The following is a 19,730-nucleotide window of genomic DNA, read 5'->3' on the forward strand; positions in this document are numbered from 1 at the left end:
TGTTCATTGACGCCGAATGCCCCGCGCGTCAATCGCCGCCGCAATATTGTCCGCATCGCGCAGCGTCAGGATGATGAGCGGCGCGAGCGTGGTTGCCAGGCGAACCTTGATCCCGCGCGCCTGATGCGCTTCGCGGATCGCATGATAACGATCGAGGATCTCGGGGACGAAACGAATAACGAGGCCGATCGCAAGTCCGATATCGGCGGCCTTGAGCAAGCCGATCTTTTCGAGCGGCATGGCAAGCGCGGTGATTTCATCGATAAAGGCGGCCATCGAGGTCGTGGCCGTCACCGTGGCGGCGAACATTGCCAGCGCTGTCAGTCTGAGCGCCGTGACGATGGCGGCGTGAAGCGGGCCGACGAGCGCTGCGAAAATTGCGAGCACGGCAATCGAGATCAGGATCGGCCGCAGCCGCTTCAATGCGTCTCCGACCGGCAGACCGCTGCGAAGATAAAGGGCGGCGCCGACAAGGCTTGCGCAGGCAAGCACCGCGATGGACTGCGTCAGGAAAAGCAATATGCCGAATGCGGTCAGTACCAGCAGCTTCACGCGCGGCGAAAGCCGGTGCAGCCAGGTATCGACATCGACATGCAGCGTCTGCATCAGCCCGCCATCTCCCTATAGCGTGCAATCGCCTCCGCTGCCGGAGCGTCGGCGACGAGCCGGCCTTGGTCGAACAAAAGCACCCGCTCGAAACCTTCGAGCAGGGGTAGGTCGTGGCTGATGACGATGACACTTTCCGGCAGCCCCATCATGGTCTTCTGCACCAGCGCCCGGTTCTTGAGGTCGAGTTGGTTCGTCGGCTCGTCCAGAATGAGGATATCCGGGCCAGTCACCAGCACCGAGCAAAGGGCAGCCATCTGTAATTCGCCCCCGGAGAGCTCATGTGCCCGCCGCGCGCCGAGATGACCGACGCCGAAGCGGCCAAGAATGCCCTCGACCGCCGCATCGATCTGCGCCTTGTCATATCCGCGCGCCTTGAGGCCGAAGGCGATGTCGTCGCGCACAATGGGCAGGATGATCTGGTTTTGCGGCGACTGGAAGATATAACCGACCTTGCCGAGCACCTTGGCAGCATCGCCGACCGTGTCGAGCCCATCAACCACGACGCGCCCCGTTGTTGGCTTGATGAGCCCGTTGATCAGCCGCGCGAAGGTCGTCTTGCCGGAACCGTTGAGGCCGATCACCCCGATGCGGCGCTCCTGAAGCGTGAGATTCAGAGGAAACAGCGCAGTGCGCTTGCCATAATCGACGCCAGCGGTTTCGAAGCGGATGTCCAAGCGGCTTTCCTGTTCGGTAGTGTGATCGCGGAGCTATAGCGCATTGCATCGAATTATCAAATCGACGCCTCTTTGAAAGCATGGGAATTTATGCCTATGATCCTGCAATGACGAATCTGCTTTCGAATCGTGACGCCCGCCGCGTGTTCCTTGCCAAGCAAGGTCTTGCCAATCCGCCGAACCGCGCCTTGACCAAGGCGGGGCTGCTGCAGCTCATCCACGACATCGGCTTCGTGCAGGTGGACAGTATCGCCACCGTCGAGCGCGCCCATCACCAGATCCTGTTTTCGCGCAACCAGACCTATCGGCGTGAACATCTGACCGAACTCTTGGAGAAGGACGGTGCACTCTTCGAGAACTGGACGCATGATGCCTCCATCCTGCCGAGCGCCTTCTTCGTCTATTGGAAGCACCGCTTCCGCCGCGAGGATGAGGCAATCATCGCACGCTGGCGCAAATGGCGCGGGGAGGGCTTCGAGGCGGCTTTCGAGGAAACCTACGAGCGCGTGCTGAAGAACGGCGCGATCACCGCCCGCGAGGTCAAGGCGGAGGATCATGTCTCCGGCGGCTGGTGGAATTGGCACCCAAACAAGACGGCGCTCGAATATTTCTGGCGCACCGGCAAGTTTGCCATCGCCGGCCGCACTAATTTTCAAAAGGTCTACGACCTCGTCGAACGCGTCCTTCCGGCCCATTTCCATGAGCCCGAAGTGGAGCATGACGAATTTGTCGACTGGGCTTGCCGAAGCGCGCTGCAGCGCCTCGGCTTTGCCACCTCGGGCGAAATCGCCGCCTTCTGGGATCTGGTCACGCCGCAGGAAGCCAAGAGCTGGGTCGAGACTCATCGAGACGAATTGACCGAAGTACTGGTCGAGCCTGCCGCCGGCGGCAAGCCGCGCTCGTCCTTCGCCTTCCTCGATTTCCATGACACGCTCGACAGTCATGCCGAGGCACCGGCGCGCATCCGCGTGCTGAGCCCCTTCGATCCGACTCTGCGCGATCGCAATCGGACCGAACGTCTCTTCGGCTTCTTCTACCGCATCGAGATTTTCGTGCCCGAACCGAAGCGCGAATACGGCTACTACGTCTTCCCATTGCTGGAGGGCGACCGGTTGATCGGACGGATCGACATGAAGGCCGACCGCAAGGCGGGGACGCTCGATGTCAAACGCCTGTGGCTGGAGCCGGGCGTCAAGGCATCGGCCGGCCGGCTGGAGAAGCTGGAAGCGGAGCTGGAACGTGTTGCCCGTTTCACCGGCGTCGAGAAGGTCGTGTTTCTCGACGGCTGGCGGGGATAACCGATATTCCTTTTTCGGGGAATCGGCAGCGAATTGCGTTGACGCGAGAGCGAAACTGCCTCTGACCTATCGGGACTGCGATCGCATGAACACTATCCGAATCTTCGATGGGCATAATGATGCGGTCCAGTTCATGCTGGATTACAAGCCTGACGGCCGTGATTTTTTGGCCCGGTCCGAGGCTGGGCATCTCGATCTTCCGCGAGCACTCGAAGGAGGCTTAGCCGGCGGATTGTTTGCGATGTACGCCGCGCCGGAGCATGAGCCGGTAGATGATCTGACGATCACCCAAAATGGCTACGAAGTTCGCTATGCCGAAGCTTTGCATCAGGACCATGCCCGTCGGCAAATCGACGGGCAGCTTGCGGCGATAAGGAAGCTGATTGGACGCTCGGGCGATAAAATCCGTGTGGCAACGAGCGTAAGGGAGATCAAGGCGGCTGAATATGACGGCGCATTCGCCATCGTACTCCATATGGAAGGCGCCGACGCCATCGGCCCCGATCTCGGCTATCTGGATAGCCTCCACAATGCCGGCCTTCGATCCCTGGGCATCGTATGGAGCCGCCCGAATATCTTTGGTTACGGCGTTCCGTTCGCCTATCCGAGATCGCCAGATACTGGACCCGGCCTCACGGATTTGGGAAAGGGTCTGGTCAGAAGGTGCAACGAACTCGGGATCATGATCGATGTTTCCCATCTGAACGAGCGCGGATTTTGGGACGTGGCCGCATTGAGCACCGCTCCGCTTGTCGCCACGCATGCCTGCGCTCATGCCATATGCCCGTCGACCCGAAACCTCACCGACCGGCAATTGGACGCCATCCGCGATACAGGTGGCGTCGTCGGGTTGAATCTTGCCGTCAACGATATCCGCGCGGATGCCAATCTTGACGAGGATACCCCGCTCGAAGCGGTCGTTCGCCAGATCGACTATCTCAGCGCCCGCATCGGCGCGGATGGGGTCGCGCTTGGATCGGATTTCGATGGCGCCGTCATGCCTCGTGAGATCGGAGACGCAAGCGGCTTGCCGCGGCTCGTGGAGGCCATGCGCCAAAGCGGATTCGATGAATTAACCCTGCGAAAATTCGCCTATGACAATTGGCTTCGCCTATTCGATGCCACATGGTCGGATCGATCGTAAGCTTTGTCACCCCCCTTGAAGGGACATAACTAACAGAGTCCAATAGGCAGAAGAACACCCGAAGAGGAGAGTTCGTTGTCGTCGCTGATTCTAAAAGGCCGCAATGTTAGGCTCCGCCCGCCATGTGCCGAGGACGCCGATGTGCGCTTCGCTTTAGGTACGAATGCCGAGATCGCGGAGATGTATGGCGTTAACAAGGAGGACATCGAGCCCATCACCCGGGAGGGCGCAACGCGATGGGTTCAGGGCCTTGCCGATCACCCTCATGCCTGGGTTATCGAAATCGACGGCGTCTTTGCCGGCATAATCCGATTGGACAACGTCAATCGCCAGGACCGGCGCGCGACGATGGCAATCGGGATCTATAATCCGGCGTTGCTTGGTAAGGGCTTTGGGACGGAAGCGATCATGCTTCTGCTGGATCATGCCTTCAGCGAGATGAGACTGCATCGCATCGGAATACGCGTGCTCGCCTACAACAAGCGCGCCATCCGCGCCTATGAAAAATGCGGCTTCATCGTCGAAGGCAGGGAGCGGGAAACCGCTTACGTCAATGGCCGCTGGCACGACGACATCATGATGGGCCTGTTGGATCGCGAGTTTTCATCACATCGCTTTTGAGGGGGGGCGGTCACACGGAGCGCGCGGGTGGAATGACCCATGAGTGCCGTCAGACATCACCCCACCCAGACCCCTCCTGCTCGAGGGGAGGACAAAGATCAGCAGATCTCCGTCTTGGCAATCTTGATGCCGAACCCTTCCAAGCCGACATAGTGCCGCTCGCGGCTGGTGAGCAACTTGATCGAGCTGACGCCGAGATCCTTCAGGATCTGCGCGCCAAGCCCGATTTCCAGCCATTCGCTGTCGCGCGCCTGTGCCTCGGCGTGGCTCTCGCGCTCGGCCTGACGCGCCTTGCGACCATTGTCGAAATGACCGACACCGACGGAGCCTTCGCGCAAATAGACGATGACGCCCCGGCCTTCCTCGGCGATCTTCTTCATGTAGAAATCGACCGGACGGCGCTTGCCGAACAGATCCTCGGCGACATTTTCCGGATGCAGTCGAACCGGGATATCGACGCCGTCGCGAATATCGCCGAAAACGACGGCAAGATGCTGCATCGGGTCCCAGGGCAGGGAATAGGTATGGGCGCGCGCCTTGCCGAACGGTGTTTCGATGTCGAAGCTGGTGCCGAGCTCGATGAGGGTTTCCTTGCGCTGGCGATAGGCGATGAGGTCGGCGACGGAAACGAGCTTCAGCCCGTTCTGCTCGGCGAATTCCACCACTTGCTGGCCGCGCGTCACCGTACCGTCATCATTGACGAGCTCGCTGATGACGCCGATCGGCGGCAGGCCGGCAAGCTTGCAGAGATCGACGGCGGCTTCCGTATGGCCCGAACGCATGAGCACGCCGCCTTCGCGCGCAACCAGCGGGAAGATATGGCCCGGACGAACGAAATCCGTCGGCCCGACATTCGGATTGGCGAGGTTTCGAACCGTCAGGGTCCGGTCGTCGGCGGAAATGCCTGTTGTGGTGCCATGCTTGAAATCGACGGAAACGGTGAAGGCCGTCGTATGTGCTGAGTCGTTTTCTGCGACCATGGCATTGAGGTTGAGCCGCTTGGCTTCTTCGCGCGGCATCGGCGTGCAGACGATGCCGGACGTGTGCCGGACGATGAAAGCCATCTTGTCCGGCGTGCAGTGAACGGCGGCAACGATCAGATCGCCTTCGTTCTCGCGGTCATTGTCGTCCATGACGACGACGATCTCGCCGGCTTCGAAAGCCCTTATGGCATCGACAACACGCTTCTGGTCGTAAGACATCTCGAAGTTCCTACCTCTGCTGGCCCGTCTGGCCGCGATCCCTCAGATAATGATCGGCAACGGCGCAGGCGACCATCGCCTCGCCGATCGGCACGGCACGAATGCCGACGCAAGGATCGTGGCGGCCCTTGGTGCGGACATCGACATTGTTGCCATCGGCATCGATCGACTGGCGTTCCGTCAGGATCGAGGAGGTCGGCTTGATGGCAAAGCGCGCGACGATGGGCTCGCCGGTGGAAATGCCACCCAGGATGCCGCCGGCATGATTGGACAGGAAGATGCGCTTGCCGTCATTGCCCATGCGCATGGCATCGGCATTTTCCTCGCCTGTGAGTTCAGCGGAGGCGAAACCCTCACCGATTTCGACGCCCTTGACGGCATTGATCGACATCAGCAGCGAGGCGATATCCTGGTCGAGCTTGCCATAGATCGGAGCGCCGAGACCGGCCGGCACGCCTTCCGCCACCACTTCCACCACGGCACCGATCGAGGAGCCGGCCTTGCGGATACCGTCGAGATAGTCTTCCCAAATAGGCACGATTTCGGGATCAGGCGCAAAGAACGGGTTCTGATCCACCTGCGCCCAATCCCAGTTGGCACGGTTGATCTTGTGCTTGCCGATTTGCACCAGCGCGCCACGGATCGTCACGCCGGGCACTACGAGACGGGCGATGCCGCCGGCAGCGACGCGCGCCGCGGTTTCGCGGGCTGATGAGCGGCCGCCGCCGCGGTAGTCGCGAATGCCGTATTTGACGTCATAGGTGTAGTCTGCATGGCCGGGGCGGTAACGCCTAGCGATCTCGCCGTAATCCTTCGAGCGCTGATCGGTATTCTCGATCAGCATCGAGATCGGTGTGCCGGTCGAGATCATCGTCTCGCCGTCCTCGTCCGTCATGACGCCCGACAGAACCTTGACGAGATCGTCCTCGCGCCGCTGCGTCACGAAGCGCGACTGGCCCGGCTTGCGCTTGTCGAGCCAGGTTTGAATGTCCTGCAGCTTGAAACGGAGGCCTGGAGGGCAGCCGTCGACGACGCAGCCGAGCGCTGGACCGTGGCTTTCGCCCCAGGTGGTGACGCGGAAGAGGTGACCGAATGTATTATGCGACATGTAAAACGACCGGATTAGCGCAGCCTGACCGACAGGCCGCGTCTTGTCTCTTGCAATTTCGGCCCACTCATAGGCCAAAATGCCGACAAGACAAAATCTTTCTTTCACTTGCCTCGGAAACGGCGACCGGCCCTTTTTCCTACTCAAGCACCGGCATGGTAAACAAAGATTAATCCGAATTGTGGATTGTGACGAAGCATTCACCATTTGGGCGGGCGAAGTCATTATTGGGGGCAACTTCCGCCATATTCGACGTGTTTTCTAGACCGCATAAGAAATCATAATCAATTTACCTGAAGGGTGACGACGATGCGCTTCTTTGTAGCGACGCTTTTGGCCACGGCAAGCCTGCTTGCTCCTGTCGCCGGTTTTGCTGAAAGCGCCGATGTCGAAGCCGTCATCAAGAAGGTCGACGCGAAGAACTTCAACATCACGCTGGATGACGGAAAGAGCTATCAGGTGCCGGAGGATTTCGATTTCAGTGGCCTGCAGGCCGGTGTGAAGGTGGTGGTCTTCTATACGGAAGTCGACGGCAAGCGCGTCGTCAACGATCTCGATATCGTCCAGTAGATAGCGCTGCCGCCGGGCAGCCGGCGGTCTTGGACGGTTTTCCCGCCTTCAAGGTGATTATTCTTCTTCGCTCGCTCCCAAATCACGCAGCCATCCGCGCCCGAAGCGCATCGCGATCTTTCGGATTCGCTTCTTGCGCTTTAGATCTTTGATTTGGGTATGTCATTGTCCCAAACCGCTGCACACTTCTGCGCGACATGCTTTAATCGGGAACCGTCTACATCCAACCGATGATCTTCATCTGCGGATCGACCTTCAGGATCTGGTCCTGATGGATCGGGATTTCCGCCGCCTCTTCCTTTTCGACATCGCCGATCAGACGGAACAGCGTACGGATGACGCCGCCATGCGTGACGCAGACCGTCGGGCGGTCGACGGATGCCAGCCATGAGCCGACGCGCCAGGAGAGGATTTCATAGCTTTCGGCATCTTCGCCAGGCGGGATGAAGTCCCATTTATTCGCCTTGCGCTCCGCGAGCCGGTCGGGCGCTGTTGCCTTCAATTCCTTGAGTGTAAAGCCTTCCCAGGCTCCGAAGGACAGTTCGACGAGCCTGTCGTCGGTCGCATAGTCCTTGGGCGGCAGGCCCATGGCATCTCTGGCGATTTCCATGGTTTCGCGCGTGCGCCGCAAGGGGCTGGCGACGAAATCGAAGGGCCGGTTTTCGCATGCGAGGATTTCGGCGAGATCGATGCCGTTCTGCCGCGCCTGTTCGCGGCCGATGGCGTTGAGATCGATGTCTTTCTGCCCCTGCAGGCGACGCTCGGCATTCCAGTCGGTCTGACCGTGACGTATCACATAGAGGATGGGCGACACGGTCAGCTTCCTGTTGGTCAGTCCTTCGCGACGGAAATGTCGGGCGCGTCCACGGCCTTCATGCCGACCGTATGATAGCCCGAATCGACGTGATGGATTTCGCCGGTCACGGCCGTCGACAGATCGGACAGCAGATAGAGGGCGGAATTGCCGACTTCGTCGATCGTGACGGTCCGCTTCAGCGGTGCGTTGTACTCATTCCACTTCAGGATGTAGCGGAAGTCGCCGATGCCGGACGCTGCGAGCGTCTTGATCGGACCTGCCGAGATCGCGTTGACGCGAATACCGCGGCTGCCGAGATCGACTGCGAGGTAGCGCACGCTGGCTTCCAAAGCAGCCTTCGCGACACCCATGACGTTGTAGTGCGGCATGACCTTTTCCGCACCGTAATAGGTGAGGGTGATCATCGAGCCGCCGTCATTCATGATTCGCTCGGCGCGCTGTGCAACCGCCGTGAAGGAATAGACGGAGATATCCATCGTCTTCGTGAAGTTGTCGCGGCTGGTATCGAGGTAACGGCCGGTCAGCTCGTCCTTGTCGGAAAACGCGATGGCATGCACGACGAAATCGATCTTGCCCCATTTCGCCTCAAGCGTGTCCATGACGGCATCGATCGTTGCCGGCTCGGTTACGTCGCAATGGCCAGCCATAAATGCGCCGAGTTCCTGAGCAAGCGGCTCGACGCGCTTCTTCAGGGCATCGCCCTGCCACGTCAATGCGATTTCGGCTCCGGCATCCGAACAGGCCTTGGCAATACCCCACGCTATCGAACGGTTGTTTGCTACGCCGAGGATGACGCCGCGTTTGCCTGCCATGAGGCCAGTGGATTGAGCCATATTCTGCTCCCTTGAACTTTCGAATGACCCTGCCTATGGCATAGGCCGTTCCCCTGTTCAAGCATCGTAAAGATCATCAACTGTTAGGGATCGTAACAAAGGGTGCTGTTGTCACCAAAATTTCACAGGAAAAGCCCCTCGCGCATGCTGCGCATGAGATCCGTGACCTTATCGTCGGGTTTTTCCCACAGCATCAGCCGCAATTCGACGATGAGATCGCCTTTTCCGCCATTGCCGTCGGGCAATCCCTCGCCGGAAATGCGCACGACCTGATCCGAACCGGACCAGGCCGGCACCGTGATCCTGACCGGTCCGTTCAATCCTTCGACCGTGGTTTCGCAACCTAGAACGGCATTCTCTATCGTAATGGGTAATATTGTACGCACATCGCTTCCGTCGAGCGTGAAGCGTCCGTCGGTCGATAGGTGAACGGTGACGGCGACATCGCCGCGCAACATGCCCTGCAGTTTCAGTCCCTGGCCCTTGAGGTGAAGCACCTGGCCATTGGAGATATCAGTCGTCGCCTGAAAGCGCGCCTCCCGGTTGTCGGGCAGCGGAACGGCAATCCAGCGGCTCTTCAGCATGTCGTCGAGCGTTACCGTGGCTTCGGCGGCGACCTCCGGGGTTTTCTCCGGCGGCTTTTCGGGCGCACTGCCGCCCGTGATGCGTCGTACCAGAGAGCCGAGGATGCCGAAGGCGGAGCGCGAGCCGGCAGCTGCTGAAACCGTGGCAAGCTGCTCCTCTTCCACCTGCGGCTCTTCCGGTGCCGCGGTATCGGGTTGCTCCTGCGGTTTTTCCGCCTGCTTTACGCCTGTTGCCGCCGTGGCCGGTGCCTGCTGCGCCTGGCCGGTCTTCACTCCGAAAATGCGTTCGACCATGTCTTCCGGAGATTCGGTGGCATTGCCCTGTTGGCCGGATGCAGCAGAGGCTGCCGCTTTGCGGGCGTTGGCCCGCGCGAGCTCTTCCATGATCTTGTCGGCATTGGCGCGCGCGGCCTTGGCCCGCTCGGCAGCCTCGCGAGCCGCCTGCCGCTGCTGCATGATCGTCTGTTCCTGGCTCTGACCCTTTGCCTCGGCCATACGTGCGATCTGGTCGTAGCGGCTGCGCTTTTGCGGATCCTTCAGCGTCTCGTAAGCCCGGCCGATTTCGGCAAACCGTTCCGACGCGGTCGGATCGCCAGGATTGTGATCGGGATGCGCGGTCTTGGCCAAGCTACGCCAGGCCGATTTGATGTCGTCCGTCCCCGCATCTTTCCTAACGCCCAGCACCTTATACGGATCGCGCATCTTTCCCGCCATCATTCGTGGGTGGTGCCGAGCCCCATCGCAGCACCCCAAGCAAAGAACCAATTGATAGCGCTTCGCCATCCTGCCCCCGTCATGGGAGGCAAGGCTGGTGCGCCGATGAGCCGATCCTGCGGGAGGAGTTGCTAATCAGGCGTTACGAGGGAGAGGGGCAGCAGATCCCCATTTTGAGGCATGGTTAGCCAATCGCTAACAGATGATGCCCGAAATTCGCAGCCAAATCGTGGGCGCAGATGTCAACATCATGCGTGCGGAACCAAAATGCTTTAGAGGCGCCGAAAAACAGGAGGGCGGCGATCAGCCCGCCTGCTGGAAGCTGAGCAACTGCCATTCACCAAGCCCGACGAGGCAAGTCCTGCCGGAGAAGTTGGCGACGCCCTGATAAGAGTGCCGGCTGGTGCGGAATTGGCGGCAGACCACGCCGGACGCATTGCTTTCGACAATCGTGTCGATGACACCGGCACTGCCGGTTGAGGTGTTTGCCCAGGGTATGGGCTGGCCGTTGAGTTTGTGGAGATCCGCCGAGGTAACGGCATTGCGCACCGTGGTCTCGTCGGAGATGCTGTCCGTCGTTACGGGGGCCGTCGGCACGGTGCCCGTCGATACGCTGCGATCCACTTTGGCCGAGCTCAGATAGTCCATGCCGCCGCCGACGCAGCCGCCAAGGGTGAAAAGGGAGACTAGGGCGACAGCCATCGTCACGCCTTTTGCAAGCTTGCGCTTTGTATGAACGATCGACTTTGCTATGACTTCCACCCGAACGTCTTGGCCAGCCAGAGGGGCCGGCGGTTATTAGGAATTGCGGAGCTTTTGAATTAATATGTCGGAAAACGAGTTAACAAGCGGTGACTTCACTGAGCAGAATGAACCTTTCAGTCTCTTTGCGTCCTGGCTGCGTGAGGCGGAGACCACCGAACCGAACGATCCGAATGCGGTAGCGCTGGCAACGGTGGATAAGGATGGCCTGCCAAATGTCCGCATGGTTCTTCTGAAAGGTTTCGATAGCGACGGATTCGTATTCTATACAAATTTCGAGAGCCAGAAAGGCCAAGAAATTCTTTCCCAGAAGAAAGCGGCCATGTGCTTCCACTGGAAGTCGTTGCGTCGCCAGGTGCGCCTGCGTGGCCTGGTTGAAGTGGTGAGCGATAAGGAAGCCGACGAATATTATAAGACAAGGCCTCGCGGCAGCCGCATCGGCGCTTGGGCCTCAAAGCAGTCGCGACCACTGGAAGGCCGCTTCGCGCTGGAAAAGGCCGTTGCCGAATATACCGCCCGTTACGCGATCGGCGATATTCCGCGCCCGCCTTACTGGTCCGGCTTCCGCATCCGGCCACTGTCGATCGAATTCTGGCACGACCGCCAGTTCCGCCTGCACGATCGCATCGAATTTCGCCGTGACGTACCGGAGGGTGCCTGGCAAAAGGTGCGGATGTATCCGTAAATCCTATGCCGTTTCCCGGCGCCCCATCAGCCGCATGGGGATGCCGGATGCAAGCGCCGACGCATAGCGGGGCTTCTGGTAATGGCCGTTCAGCGATAGCCGCGGCAATAGCAGGGAGTTGCCGTTTGCTGCCGTGATCGTGCCGGGGCGGGTCGTGACGCCGACGGAGAAGCCGAGTTCAGCCGCAAGCCGTCCCTCGCGCGCCGAGACTGCCTCGTTCGTGCCATAGGGGTAGGCGATCGTGGTTGGCCGCTTTCCGGTGATGTCGGCGACATAATCGGCCGAAAGCGCCATCTCCGCGACAGCCTCCGCTTCGGGGAGCCTTGCCAAGGCCCGATGGCTCACCGTATGGGCGCCGAGCGAGGCAAGGGGATGGCGAGCGAGCTGCCGCAATTCATCTCGATCCATGATAGATGCACGGACGATATCGACCGGTTCCAGACCATGACGCCGGGCAAGCTCATCGATCCGGCCGACGGCTTCGCTTTCTTCATGACTATGGACAAAGGCGGCGAAGCGGGCAAATGCCGCATGCTTCTGGCTATCCTTGCCGAATGGCAGAAACTCTTCTCCTGACCCGAAATCGAATGTCAGGCGATCAAGCCGGCCAAGCAGTTCGCCCAGCGTCTCCCACCATAAACTATGCGTCCGCTCCGAAAGCCCCTGGGCGACGAAGACGGTGAAGGGCACATCGTGGCGTGCGAAGATTGGCAGGGCGTGTTCAAGATTGTCCCGATTGCCATCGTCGAGCGTGACGGCGACGAAGGGTGGCTTGCCGGCCTCTTTTGCCCGTGACGGAAGAGCGTCGAGTGCAATGAACTCGTAACCGTCCCGTTTTAGCCGGGCGATCGCCTGATCGAGAAAGTCGGGCGAGACCTCCAGATGCGCATTGGGTGTAAAACGGCAGGGGAGGGCAGGGCGGACGTGATGAAGGGTGAAGATCGTGCCGAGGCCGGCAACATCGCGCATCAGCCCCGCACCTTTCAAAAGTGCGGCAGCCTCAAGCCCGCTTGAGATCATCGTGCGCTTGAGGCGGACCTTGATGCCCTGTTCCATGCGGCTCGACCCGGTTGACCAATGTCAACGCTGTAGCGCATTCCCGTTAAACCTTACTGAATCTTCGTCATAATTTCCAATGCGTTAATGCTTATTTTACCAGGAAAGGCAAAATTGAAGAACTATCGAGGCTGTTGCCTCAATATCGCACCGGTATCAGGCTTTTTGTCGCAAAATCATACAGGGATTGATGCGGTGTGTTGGCATTCTTTCGGTTGGGGACAATTATGAAACGACTTCTGATGGCTTTGTCTGCGGCCGTCTTGCTGTTGAGCGCTCCTGTAGCGAGCTTCGCCGGCAGCGCCTATTTCATCATGGATGCGAAGACCGGCAAAGTGCTGGCGTCGAGCAATGCGGATGACCTCAACCATCCGGCATCGCTGACGAAGATGATGACCCTTTACATGACCTTCGAGGCGATCCATCGCGGCAAGCTGAGCTGGAACACGCGGATCCTGGTTTCGCGCTTCGCTGCCGCCAAGCCGCCAACCAAGCTGGGCCTCAAGCCCGGTGGTACGGTGACTGTCCGCGAAGCCGTCGATGGCATGATCATCAAGTCCGCCAACGATGCCGCTACCGCCATGGCGGAAGCGCTCGGCGGCAGCGAGAGCGGTTTTGCGCGGATGATGACGCAGAAAGCACGCGAACTCGGCATGCGCCGCACCACCTTCCTGAATGCATCCGGTCTTCCGAACATGCAGCAGTGGACGACGGCGCGAGATATGTCGACGCTCGCCGTCGCGCTCATCAACAACTATCCCCAGGAGTACCGGCTCTTCTCGCAGACGAGCTTCAACTACCGCGGCCACTACGTGCGCGGCCATAACAACCTGATGTATCGCTATGAGGGCATGGACGGTATCAAGACCGGCTATACGAATGCCTCCGGCTTCAACCTCGTCAGCGCCGTGCGCCAGGGCAATCGCCGCGTGATCGGCGTCGTCATGGGCGGCGCCACGGCGCGCGGTCGCGACGCGATGATGGCGTCGCTGCTGGACCGCTATGTGCCCAAGGCAGCCCCCATCGCAACATCGCGCCTGATGGCGAGCGTCGGCGGCGGCAAGATGGGCAAGCAGGTTGAAGTGGCGTCTGCATCGGACGATGTTGCCGTCGATGTCGATGCCCAAACCACTGCCACGACGACACCTGCGCCGGCGCGCAAGCGTACCGAGGTTGTCCCAATGGCATTCGCCGCCACCTCGAACGTCACCGTGCCGATGGATCGCCCGGCTGCGATGGACGAGATCCTCGTCGACAACAAGCAGGCGGCAGCCGCCAGCAAGCCGATGGTATCCGGAAGCTGGCAGGTGCAGATCGCGGCGACGCCAACCGCTCAGGCTGCCAAGGATTTGCTCTCGGAAGCGAAGTCCAAGGCCGGCAATGCGCTCGCCAATGCCTCGCCCTATACCGAAGCCGTCGGCAAGGGCGCCAGCACGGTCTATCGCGCCCGCTTCACCGGCTTTGCAAGCCGCGACGATGCAAGTTCGGCCTGCTCCGCTCTGAAGCGCAAGGACTTCGATTGCATGCTCCTGCCGAGCAAGGGCTGAACACAATCTTGATTGGATAGAAGCGAGCCGGCGGAGCAAATCTCCGCCGGCTCGACTTTTTTGCGGGAATCGTTCATTTGAATGGAACATAAAGGGAACGATTTCGATGCTGAAAGATCTGATGGAGCAATTCGAAACGGCTTCGGCACGCTACGCCGCCGACAACGGCATGGAGCGCGACGACGACTGGTTCGTGTTGAAACTCCAGGAAGAAATGGGCGAGTTGGTCCAGATCTGGAACAAGGTCACCGGCCGCGGGCGGCGCAAGGGCATGAGCGACGCGGATCTTGCGACGGCGCTTGCCGATGAAACGGCCGATGTGCTCGGCCATATTCTTCTATTCGCGCATCGCAACGGCCTCGATCTGCCGGCTGCCGTCGAGCGCAAGTGGCTCTTTCGCCCTCAGGCGTAGCAGGCCGGGGCGGTTAAGCCTTGGTGCCGCCCACCGTGATCTGGTCCATGCGCAGATGCGGCTGACCGACGCCGACGGGAACCCATTGGCCGGCTTTGCCGCAATTGCCGATGCCGGTATCGAGTTTCATGTCGTTGCCGATCATCGAAACGCGCTTCATCGCATCCGGCCCGTTGCCGATCAGCATGGCTCCCTTGATAGGAGCGCCGACCTTGCCATCCTCGATGAGGTAGGCTTCGGTGCAGCCGAAGACGAATTTGCCTGAGGTGATATCCACCTGACCACCGCCGAAGGAAACGGCGTAGATGCCCTTCTTCACCGAAGCGATGATTTCGTCCGGCGTCTTGTCGCCGCCAAGCATATAGGTGTTGGTCATGCGCGGCATCGGCGTATGGGCATAGCCCTGGCGGCGGCCGTTGCCGGTCGCCTTCATGCCCATCAGCCGGGCATTCTGTCGGTCCTGCATGTAGCCCACCAGTTTGCCATTCTCGATCAGCACGTTGTAGGCCGAAGGCGTGCCTTCATCGTCGACGGTGATTGAGCCGCGGCGGTTCTCGATCGTGCCGTCATCGACGACGGTAACGCCGGGAGTGGCGACCATCTGGCCGAGCAGCCCCGCGAAAGCCGATGTCTTCTTGCGGTTGAAATCGCCTTCCAGCCCGTGGCCGACGGCTTCGTGCAGCATGACGCCCGGCCAGCCGGAGCCGAGCACGACATCCATCGTGCCGGCGGGTGCCTCGATCGCCTCGAGATTGACGAGCGCCTGGCGAAGCGCCTCGTCGGCGCCGTGATGCCAATTGTCTTCTGTGACGAAATCGCCGAAGCCGATGCGGCCGCCAGTGCCGAAGGAGCCGGATTCCTGCCGGTCGCCGTCACCCACGATGACAGAGATATTGACGCGCGTCATCGGCCTGACATCGCGGACGCGATGACCATCGGCGCGCAGAATGTCGACCACCTGCCAGCTCGCGGCGATGGATGCCGTCACCTGGCGCACCTTGTCGTTCTTGTCGCGCAGATAGCTGTCGATCCGCTGCAGGAGCTTTGCCTTTTCCTCGAAGCTCGGCGTGCCGATCGGGTTCTCGTCGCCGTAGAGCACCTTGTTGGTACGCTGTGGCGCGGCTGCATAGGAGCCGGCATAGCCCGATGTCACCGCACGTACTGCATCGGCGGCGCGCTTCAGGGCGGCTTCGGACAGGTCGCCCGCATGGGCATAGCCCACCGCTTCGCCGGCAACGGCGCGAAGGCCGAAGCCCTGCTCGGTGTTGAAGCTGCCGCCCTTCATACGGCCATTGTCGAAGGTCAGCGATTCCGCCTGGACATGCTCGACGAAGAGTTCGCCGTCGTCGGCGCCGGACAGCGCCTCGGCCACGATGCCGCGCAGCTTGGCTTCATCGGCATCGAAAAGGGTAAGGAGATCGGTGTTCATGGGTCAGGTGCTCCGTTCAGAGCCGATGTAGGCTTCGCACCGCGCAAGAGCAAGCCCATCCGGTCAGGGAAGGGCGTCGTAGCCGTCCGCGAAGCCCTTCAAGTCCACAGGGATGCCGATCCCTTCTTCCGGCGACTGGAAGACGATGAAGGTTGCCGTTGCGCCGCTGCGCAGCGTCTTCAGCAACTGGTCCTCCAGCACGACTTCGGCGTAGCAGCCGTCGGAGAAGCAGCGCACGAAATAGGCGCGGCCGATATCCTTACCATCAATATTGAGGCCGAGACCGTTGGGCAGCAGCACGCCGAGCGGCGCCAGCACGCGCAGGATCTTGGATTTGCGGTCAGCCGTCTTCAGCACGACGACGGACAAACCGATTTCCGGGCGGTCCTCTGCAATCACGTTCTGCATCAGCGCGCATTGCTCGGTCGAGGCGCCTGCCGGCTTGTCGCAGACGACGGACCATGCGCCATGGCTGGAGCGAACCGTACCCGGCGGTTGCGGAACCTGGCTCGTTGGCACCTGCTGTGTATGCGGCTGCTGTTGGCCCGGCTGGTCAGGCTGCAATTGTTGGGTCTGCTGCGCCGGCGGCTGAGTCTGCTGTGCCTGTTGCGCCCATGCGGGTGCGGCAACTGCGGCAGCGACGCTGCCGGTAACAAGCAAAAGCCGGGCGAGGGAACGAAAACCCATGGAAACCTCTAGATTCGAATCAGTGCCGCTATTGTTGAAGCCCAGGCCGGCAAATGAAAAGCCCCGGCTGCTGGATTCCAACCGACTACGGCGGAAATACGACGTCTACTCCATTTTGTCCCGGCGGCGCCATGGACCGCGATGCAATTTTTCGTATGATGATGAAATGCTTGCCATGTCCGGGACAAGCATGGGGGATATTCGCGCAAAAATGCCGCACTAACAAATGTCTTGAGTTGTTGCGGAGTACCCCAAACTGTGGTTTGAAGCGCAATGGATTGTAGGGATACTGCGTTTGAGGAAGATCTGGGATCAAACGCTGGAGGGAGAGACATCGTGATTAAGAGAGCTTACGCGGCTCTGGCGGCTATGATCTGTCTGCTTTTTGCGACAGGTAGCTACGCCGATCAGCCGAGACCTTGGGAAACCGGTATGCAGCAGGCGGCAACCGGCAACATGCATCAAATCCGCTGGTTTGAGGCATACACGCTTTGGTTTATCATTCCGATCACGCTGCTTGTTCTGGCCCTCCTGGTGGTGGTCATGGTCAAGTTCCGGGCCTCCAAGAACCCGGTTCCGTCCAAGACGAGTCACAACACGCTGATCGAAGTCATCTGGACCATCGGACCGGTCCTTATTCTTCTCTTCCTGGCCATTCCCTCCTTCAATCTACTGACCGATCAGCTGACCTTCCCGGAGAAGACGGATGTCACCGTCAAGGCGACAGCGACGCAATGGCAGTGGAATTATGAATATGAAGGCAGTGGTGCGACGCCGGTTGCCTTCGATTCCTTCATGCTGAAGGAGCAGGACCGCACCGCCGCCGGCAAGGACGACAAGTCGAAATATCCGCGGCTGCTTGCTGTCGACAATGAAATGGTCGTACCTGTCGGCAAGAACGTTCGCCTTCTTGTCACCGCCGCACCGGCCGACGTCATCCATTCCTTCGCCATGCCCGCCTTCGGCATCAGGATCGATGCCATTCCGGGCCGTCTGAACGAAACCTGGTTCAATGCCGACCGCGAAGGCCTGTATTATGGACAGTGTTCCGAGCTCTGCGGCAAGGATCACTCTTTCATGCCGATCGCCATCCGCGTCGTCTCCGATGATCAGTACAAGCAGTGGCTTGCCACTGCTGCAACCGACGTCGGCAAGGCGAACAAGGCTCTGATGGCCGCCGTCGATCAACCGACGACCGTCAAGGTCGCGGAAAACACGGCGAAGTAAGAGGGGTAGGAACAATGGCTGGATCCAAGGCACACGACGATCACTCGAATGAGCTTCACGACGCTCACGCGCATGACGATCATCACGCACACAAGCAGACCTTCGCCGAACGTTGGCTGTTTTCGACGAATCACAAGGACATCGGCACGCTCTATCTGATCTTCGCGATCTTCGCGGGCGTGATCGGCTTCCTCCTCTCCGTTGCCATTCGCATGGAATTGCAGGAGCCCGGCATCCAGATCTTCAGCGGTCTGGCGTCGATGGTCTACGGCTTTTCGGGCGATGCCGCCATTGATGGCGGCAAGCAGATGTACAACGTCTTCGTCACCGCCCACGCGCTGATCATGATCTTCTTCATGGTCATGCCGGCGATGATCGGCGGCTTTGCCAACTGGATGGTGCCGATCATGATCGGCGCGCCCGATATGGCGTTCCCGCGCCTGAACAACATTTCGTTCTGGCTGCTCGTTCCGGCCTTCCTGCTGCTCATTCTCTCGATGTTCGTCGAAGGCCCGGCAGGCGCCTACGGCGCAGGCGGCGGCTGGACGATGTATGTGCCCTTGTCCGGCACCGTCGGCCATCCCGGCCCGGCGATCGATCTGGTCATCTTCGCGCTGCACATTGCCGGTGCCTCATCGATCCTCGGTGCGATCAACTTCATCACCACGATCCTGAACATGCGCGCTCCCGGCATGACGCTGCACAAGATGCCGCTGTTTGCCTGGTCGGTTCTGATCACCGCCTTCCTGCTGCTGCTGTCGCTCCCGGTTTTGGCTGGCGCCATCACCATGGTTCTGACGGATCGCAACTTCGGCACGACCTTCTTCGCGCCGGAAGGCGGCGGCGACCCGCTGCTCTATCAGCACCTCTTCTGGTTCTTTGGCCATCCGGAAGTCTACATCCTGATCCTGCCCGGTTTCGGCATGATCAGCCACATCATCTCGACCTTCTCGCGCAAGCCGATCTTCGGCTATCTCGGCATGGCCTACGCCATGGTCGCGATCGGCGCCGTCGGCTTCGTCGTCTGGGCCCACCACATGTACGTGACCGGCCTCTCGCTCGACACCCAGCGCTACTTCGTCTTCGCGACGATGGTCATCGCGGTTCCGACAGGCGTGAAGGTCTTCTCGTGGATCGCGACCATGTGGGGCGGTTCGATCCAGTTCCGCACGCCGATGATCTGGGCGCTCGGCTTCATCTTCCTGTTCACGCTCGGCGGCGTCACTGGCGTCCAGCTCGCCAATGCCGGCCTCGACCGCGAACTGCATGCGACCTATTACGTGGTGGCTCACTTCCACTACGTTCTGTCGCTCGGCGCCGTCTTTGCCATCTTCGCCGCCTGGTACTACTGGTTCCCGAAGATGACCGGCTACATGTACAATGAGCGGATCGGCAACTGGCACTTCTGGATCACCTTCATCGGTGTCAACATGGTGTTCTTCCCGCAGCACTTCCTGGGCCGTGCGGGCATGCCGCGCCGCTATATCGACTATCCGGATGCCTATGCCGGCTGGAACTTCGTCTCTTCCATCGGCTCCTATGTCGCAGCCGTAGGCCTTTGCTTCTTCTTCTGGGGCGTTATAGATGCATTCGCGAAGAAGCGCGTCGCAGGCGATAATCCCTGGGGCGATGGTGCGACCACGCTGGAATGGCAGCTGTCGTCGCCGCCACCCCACCACCAGTGGGAAGAGCTGCCGCGCATCAAGTAGCTCATTTCCGGACGCCGTGATCAGCGGCGTCCGGCTCAACGG

20 protein-coding genes are annotated in these 19,730 nt (G+C 60.2%); 9 read left to right on the forward strand and 11 right to left on the reverse strand.

Going from position 1 to position 19,730, the window contains the following annotated elements; translation table 11 throughout:
- Positions 1-3: 3 nt before the first annotated feature.
- Positions 4-606 (reverse strand): energy-coupling factor transporter transmembrane component T family protein, encoded by a 603-nt coding sequence (locus AC13QY_RS22020; protein WP_113333628.1) that lies wholly within the window; start codon positions 604-606, stop codon positions 4-6.
- On the reverse strand, positions 606-1,283 hold the full coding sequence (locus AC13QY_RS22025; protein ID WP_113333627.1) for an energy-coupling factor ABC transporter ATP-binding protein: 678 nt from the start codon (positions 1,281-1,283) through the stop codon (positions 606-608). The genes AC13QY_RS22020 and AC13QY_RS22025 overlap by 1 nt, the downstream gene beginning before the upstream one ends.
- Before the next feature lie 107 nt (positions 1,284-1,390).
- Between AC13QY_RS22025 and AC13QY_RS22030 the strand changes: the two genes are divergently transcribed.
- The 3 genes from AC13QY_RS22030 (at position 1,391) to AC13QY_RS22040 (ending at position 4,346) form a co-directional block, all read left to right on the forward strand.
- Entirely contained in the window at positions 1,391-2,581 is a 1,191-nt protein-coding gene (locus tag AC13QY_RS22030; RefSeq protein ID WP_186450301.1) for a winged helix-turn-helix domain-containing protein, read from the forward strand.
- 85 nt (positions 2,582-2,666) lie between these two features.
- Entirely contained in the window at positions 2,667-3,725 is a 1,059-nt protein-coding gene (locus tag AC13QY_RS22035) for a dipeptidase (RefSeq protein ID WP_113353898.1), read from the forward strand.
- Positions 3,726-3,809: 84 nt separating this feature from the next.
- The gene (locus AC13QY_RS22040; protein WP_488493942.1) at positions 3,810-4,346 is read left to right on the forward strand and encodes a GNAT family N-acetyltransferase; all 537 of its coding nucleotides are present in this window, start codon (positions 3,810-3,812) and stop codon (positions 4,344-4,346) included.
- 98 nt (positions 4,347-4,444) lie between these two features.
- Here the strand turns inward: AC13QY_RS22040 and ribB are convergent, their stop codons facing one another.
- Positions 4,445-5,548 carry a 3,4-dihydroxy-2-butanone-4-phosphate synthase gene (gene ribB, locus AC13QY_RS22045; RefSeq protein ID WP_069613738.1) on the reverse strand — a complete coding sequence of 368 codons (1,104 nt, stop codon included), beginning with the start codon at positions 5,546-5,548 and terminating at the stop codon, positions 4,445-4,447.
- Positions 5,549-5,558: 10 nt separating this feature from the next.
- Entirely contained in the window at positions 5,559-6,656 is a 1,098-nt protein-coding gene (gene aroC, locus AC13QY_RS22050) for a chorismate synthase (RefSeq protein WP_113354078.1), read from the reverse strand.
- A gap of 309 nt (positions 6,657-6,965) precedes the next feature.
- On the opposite strand from aroC, the gene AC13QY_RS22055 reads away from it, so the two are divergent.
- On the forward strand, positions 6,966-7,226 hold the full coding sequence (locus AC13QY_RS22055; RefSeq protein WP_015339036.1) for a DUF1344 domain-containing protein: 261 nt from the start codon (positions 6,966-6,968) through the stop codon (positions 7,224-7,226).
- Between the two features lie 217 nt (positions 7,227-7,443).
- Here AC13QY_RS22055 and AC13QY_RS22060 read toward each other — a convergent pair whose 3' ends face one another.
- The 4 genes from AC13QY_RS22060 to AC13QY_RS22075 all read right to left on the reverse strand — a co-directional run bounded on the left by AC13QY_RS22060 (position 7,444) and on the right by AC13QY_RS22075 (position 10,936).
- Complete coding sequence (locus AC13QY_RS22060) at positions 7,444-8,040, reverse strand: histidine phosphatase family protein (RefSeq protein WP_113353900.1); 597 nt, start codon at positions 8,038-8,040, stop codon at positions 7,444-7,446.
- Positions 8,041-8,057: 17 nt separating this feature from the next.
- Entirely contained in the window at positions 8,058-8,876 is an 819-nt protein-coding gene (gene fabI, locus AC13QY_RS22065; protein WP_069613741.1) for an enoyl-ACP reductase FabI, read from the reverse strand.
- Positions 8,877-8,998: 122 nt separating this feature from the next.
- Entirely contained in the window at positions 8,999-10,162 is a 1,164-nt protein-coding gene (locus AC13QY_RS22070; protein WP_113353901.1) for a DnaJ domain-containing protein, read from the reverse strand.
- 315 nt (positions 10,163-10,477) lie between these two features.
- Positions 10,478-10,936, reverse strand: coding sequence for an RT0821/Lpp0805 family surface protein (locus AC13QY_RS22075; RefSeq protein WP_069613743.1), 459 nt, complete (start codon positions 10,934-10,936; stop codon positions 10,478-10,480).
- Positions 10,937-11,000: 64 nt separating this feature from the next.
- Here AC13QY_RS22075 and pdxH point away from each other — a divergent pair, with 64 nt between their 5' ends.
- Positions 11,001-11,621: a pyridoxamine 5'-phosphate oxidase gene (gene pdxH / locus AC13QY_RS22080; protein WP_112605952.1), complete on the forward strand. Its 621-nt coding sequence runs from the start codon at positions 11,001-11,003 to the stop codon at positions 11,619-11,621.
- 3 nt (positions 11,622-11,624) lie between these two features.
- Here the strand turns inward: pdxH and AC13QY_RS22085 are convergent, their stop codons facing one another.
- Positions 11,625-12,677 carry a polysaccharide deacetylase family protein gene (locus tag AC13QY_RS22085; RefSeq protein ID WP_113353902.1) on the reverse strand — a complete coding sequence of 351 codons (1,053 nt, stop codon included), beginning with the start codon at positions 12,675-12,677 and terminating at the stop codon, positions 11,625-11,627.
- 227 nt (positions 12,678-12,904) lie between these two features.
- Here AC13QY_RS22085 and AC13QY_RS22090 point away from each other — a divergent pair, with 227 nt between their 5' ends.
- Both AC13QY_RS22090 and AC13QY_RS22095 read left to right on the forward strand, forming a co-directional pair.
- Positions 12,905-14,224 (forward strand): D-alanyl-D-alanine carboxypeptidase family protein, encoded by a 1,320-nt coding sequence (locus AC13QY_RS22090; RefSeq protein WP_113353903.1) that lies wholly within the window; start codon positions 12,905-12,907, stop codon positions 14,222-14,224.
- A gap of 106 nt (positions 14,225-14,330) precedes the next feature.
- Complete coding sequence (locus tag AC13QY_RS22095; protein ID WP_113331988.1) at positions 14,331-14,636, forward strand: nucleoside triphosphate pyrophosphohydrolase family protein; 306 nt, start codon at positions 14,331-14,333, stop codon at positions 14,634-14,636.
- A gap of 13 nt (positions 14,637-14,649) precedes the next feature.
- Here the strand turns inward: AC13QY_RS22095 and tldD are convergent, their stop codons facing one another.
- Entirely contained in the window at positions 14,650-16,065 is a 1,416-nt protein-coding gene (gene tldD / locus AC13QY_RS22100) for a metalloprotease TldD (RefSeq protein WP_113353904.1), read from the reverse strand.
- Between the two features lie 63 nt (positions 16,066-16,128).
- The gene (locus AC13QY_RS22105; protein WP_069613870.1) at positions 16,129-16,752 is read right to left on the reverse strand and encodes an invasion associated locus B family protein; all 624 of its coding nucleotides are present in this window, start codon (positions 16,750-16,752) and stop codon (positions 16,129-16,131) included.
- A gap of 336 nt (positions 16,753-17,088) precedes the next feature.
- On the opposite strand from AC13QY_RS22105, the gene coxB reads away from it, so the two are divergent.
- The gene (gene coxB / locus AC13QY_RS22110; protein WP_113353905.1) at positions 17,089-17,979 is read left to right on the forward strand and encodes a cytochrome c oxidase subunit II; all 891 of its coding nucleotides are present in this window, start codon (positions 17,089-17,091) and stop codon (positions 17,977-17,979) included.
- A gap of 14 nt (positions 17,980-17,993) precedes the next feature.
- Complete coding sequence (gene ctaD / locus AC13QY_RS22115; RefSeq protein ID WP_113331974.1) at positions 17,994-19,688, forward strand: cytochrome c oxidase subunit I; 1,695 nt, start codon at positions 17,994-17,996, stop codon at positions 19,686-19,688.
- The last annotated feature ends 42 nt before the right edge of the window (positions 19,689-19,730 follow it).

It is taken from the genome of Martinezella sp. CNPSo 3795, from assembly GCF_057784475.1.

What these genes read in the sequence shown, in the direction of transcription:
- AC13QY_RS22020 (WP_113333628.1), bottom strand. Translation starts at nt 606, where the DNA reads ATGCAGACGCTGCATGTCGATGTCGATACCTGGCTGCACCGGCTTTCG.
- AC13QY_RS22030 (WP_186450301.1), top strand. Translation starts at nt 1,391, where the DNA reads ATGACGAATCTGCTTTCGAATCGTGACGCCCGCCGCGTGTTCCTTGCC.
- AC13QY_RS22035 (WP_113353898.1), top strand. Translation starts at nt 2,667, where the DNA reads ATGAACACTATCCGAATCTTCGATGGGCATAATGATGCGGTCCAGTTC.
- ribB (WP_069613738.1), bottom strand. Translation starts at nt 5,548, where the DNA reads ATGTCTTACGACCAGAAGCGTGTTGTCGATGCCATAAGGGCTTTCGAA.
- aroC (WP_113354078.1), bottom strand. Translation starts at nt 6,656, where the DNA reads ATGTCGCATAATACATTCGGTCACCTCTTCCGCGTCACCACCTGGGGC.
- AC13QY_RS22055 (WP_015339036.1), top strand. Translation starts at nt 6,966, where the DNA reads ATGCGCTTCTTTGTAGCGACGCTTTTGGCCACGGCAAGCCTGCTTGCT.
- fabI (WP_069613741.1), bottom strand. Translation starts at nt 8,876, where the DNA reads ATGGCTCAATCCACTGGCCTCATGGCAGGCAAACGCGGCGTCATCCTC.
- AC13QY_RS22070 (WP_113353901.1), bottom strand. Translation starts at nt 10,162, where the DNA reads ATGCGCGATCCGTATAAGGTGCTGGGCGTTAGGAAAGATGCGGGGACG.
- pdxH (WP_112605952.1), top strand. Translation starts at nt 11,001, where the DNA reads ATGTCGGAAAACGAGTTAACAAGCGGTGACTTCACTGAGCAGAATGAA.
- AC13QY_RS22085 (WP_113353902.1), bottom strand. Translation starts at nt 12,677, where the DNA reads ATGGAACAGGGCATCAAGGTCCGCCTCAAGCGCACGATGATCTCAAGC.
- AC13QY_RS22090 (WP_113353903.1), top strand. Translation starts at nt 12,905, where the DNA reads ATGAAACGACTTCTGATGGCTTTGTCTGCGGCCGTCTTGCTGTTGAGC.
- AC13QY_RS22095 (WP_113331988.1), top strand. Translation starts at nt 14,331, where the DNA reads ATGCTGAAAGATCTGATGGAGCAATTCGAAACGGCTTCGGCACGCTAC.
- tldD (WP_113353904.1), bottom strand. Translation starts at nt 16,065, where the DNA reads ATGAACACCGATCTCCTTACCCTTTTCGATGCCGATGAAGCCAAGCTG.
- AC13QY_RS22105 (WP_069613870.1), bottom strand. Translation starts at nt 16,752, where the DNA reads ATGGGTTTTCGTTCCCTCGCCCGGCTTTTGCTTGTTACCGGCAGCGTC.
- ctaD (WP_113331974.1), top strand. Translation starts at nt 17,994, where the DNA reads ATGGCTGGATCCAAGGCACACGACGATCACTCGAATGAGCTTCACGAC.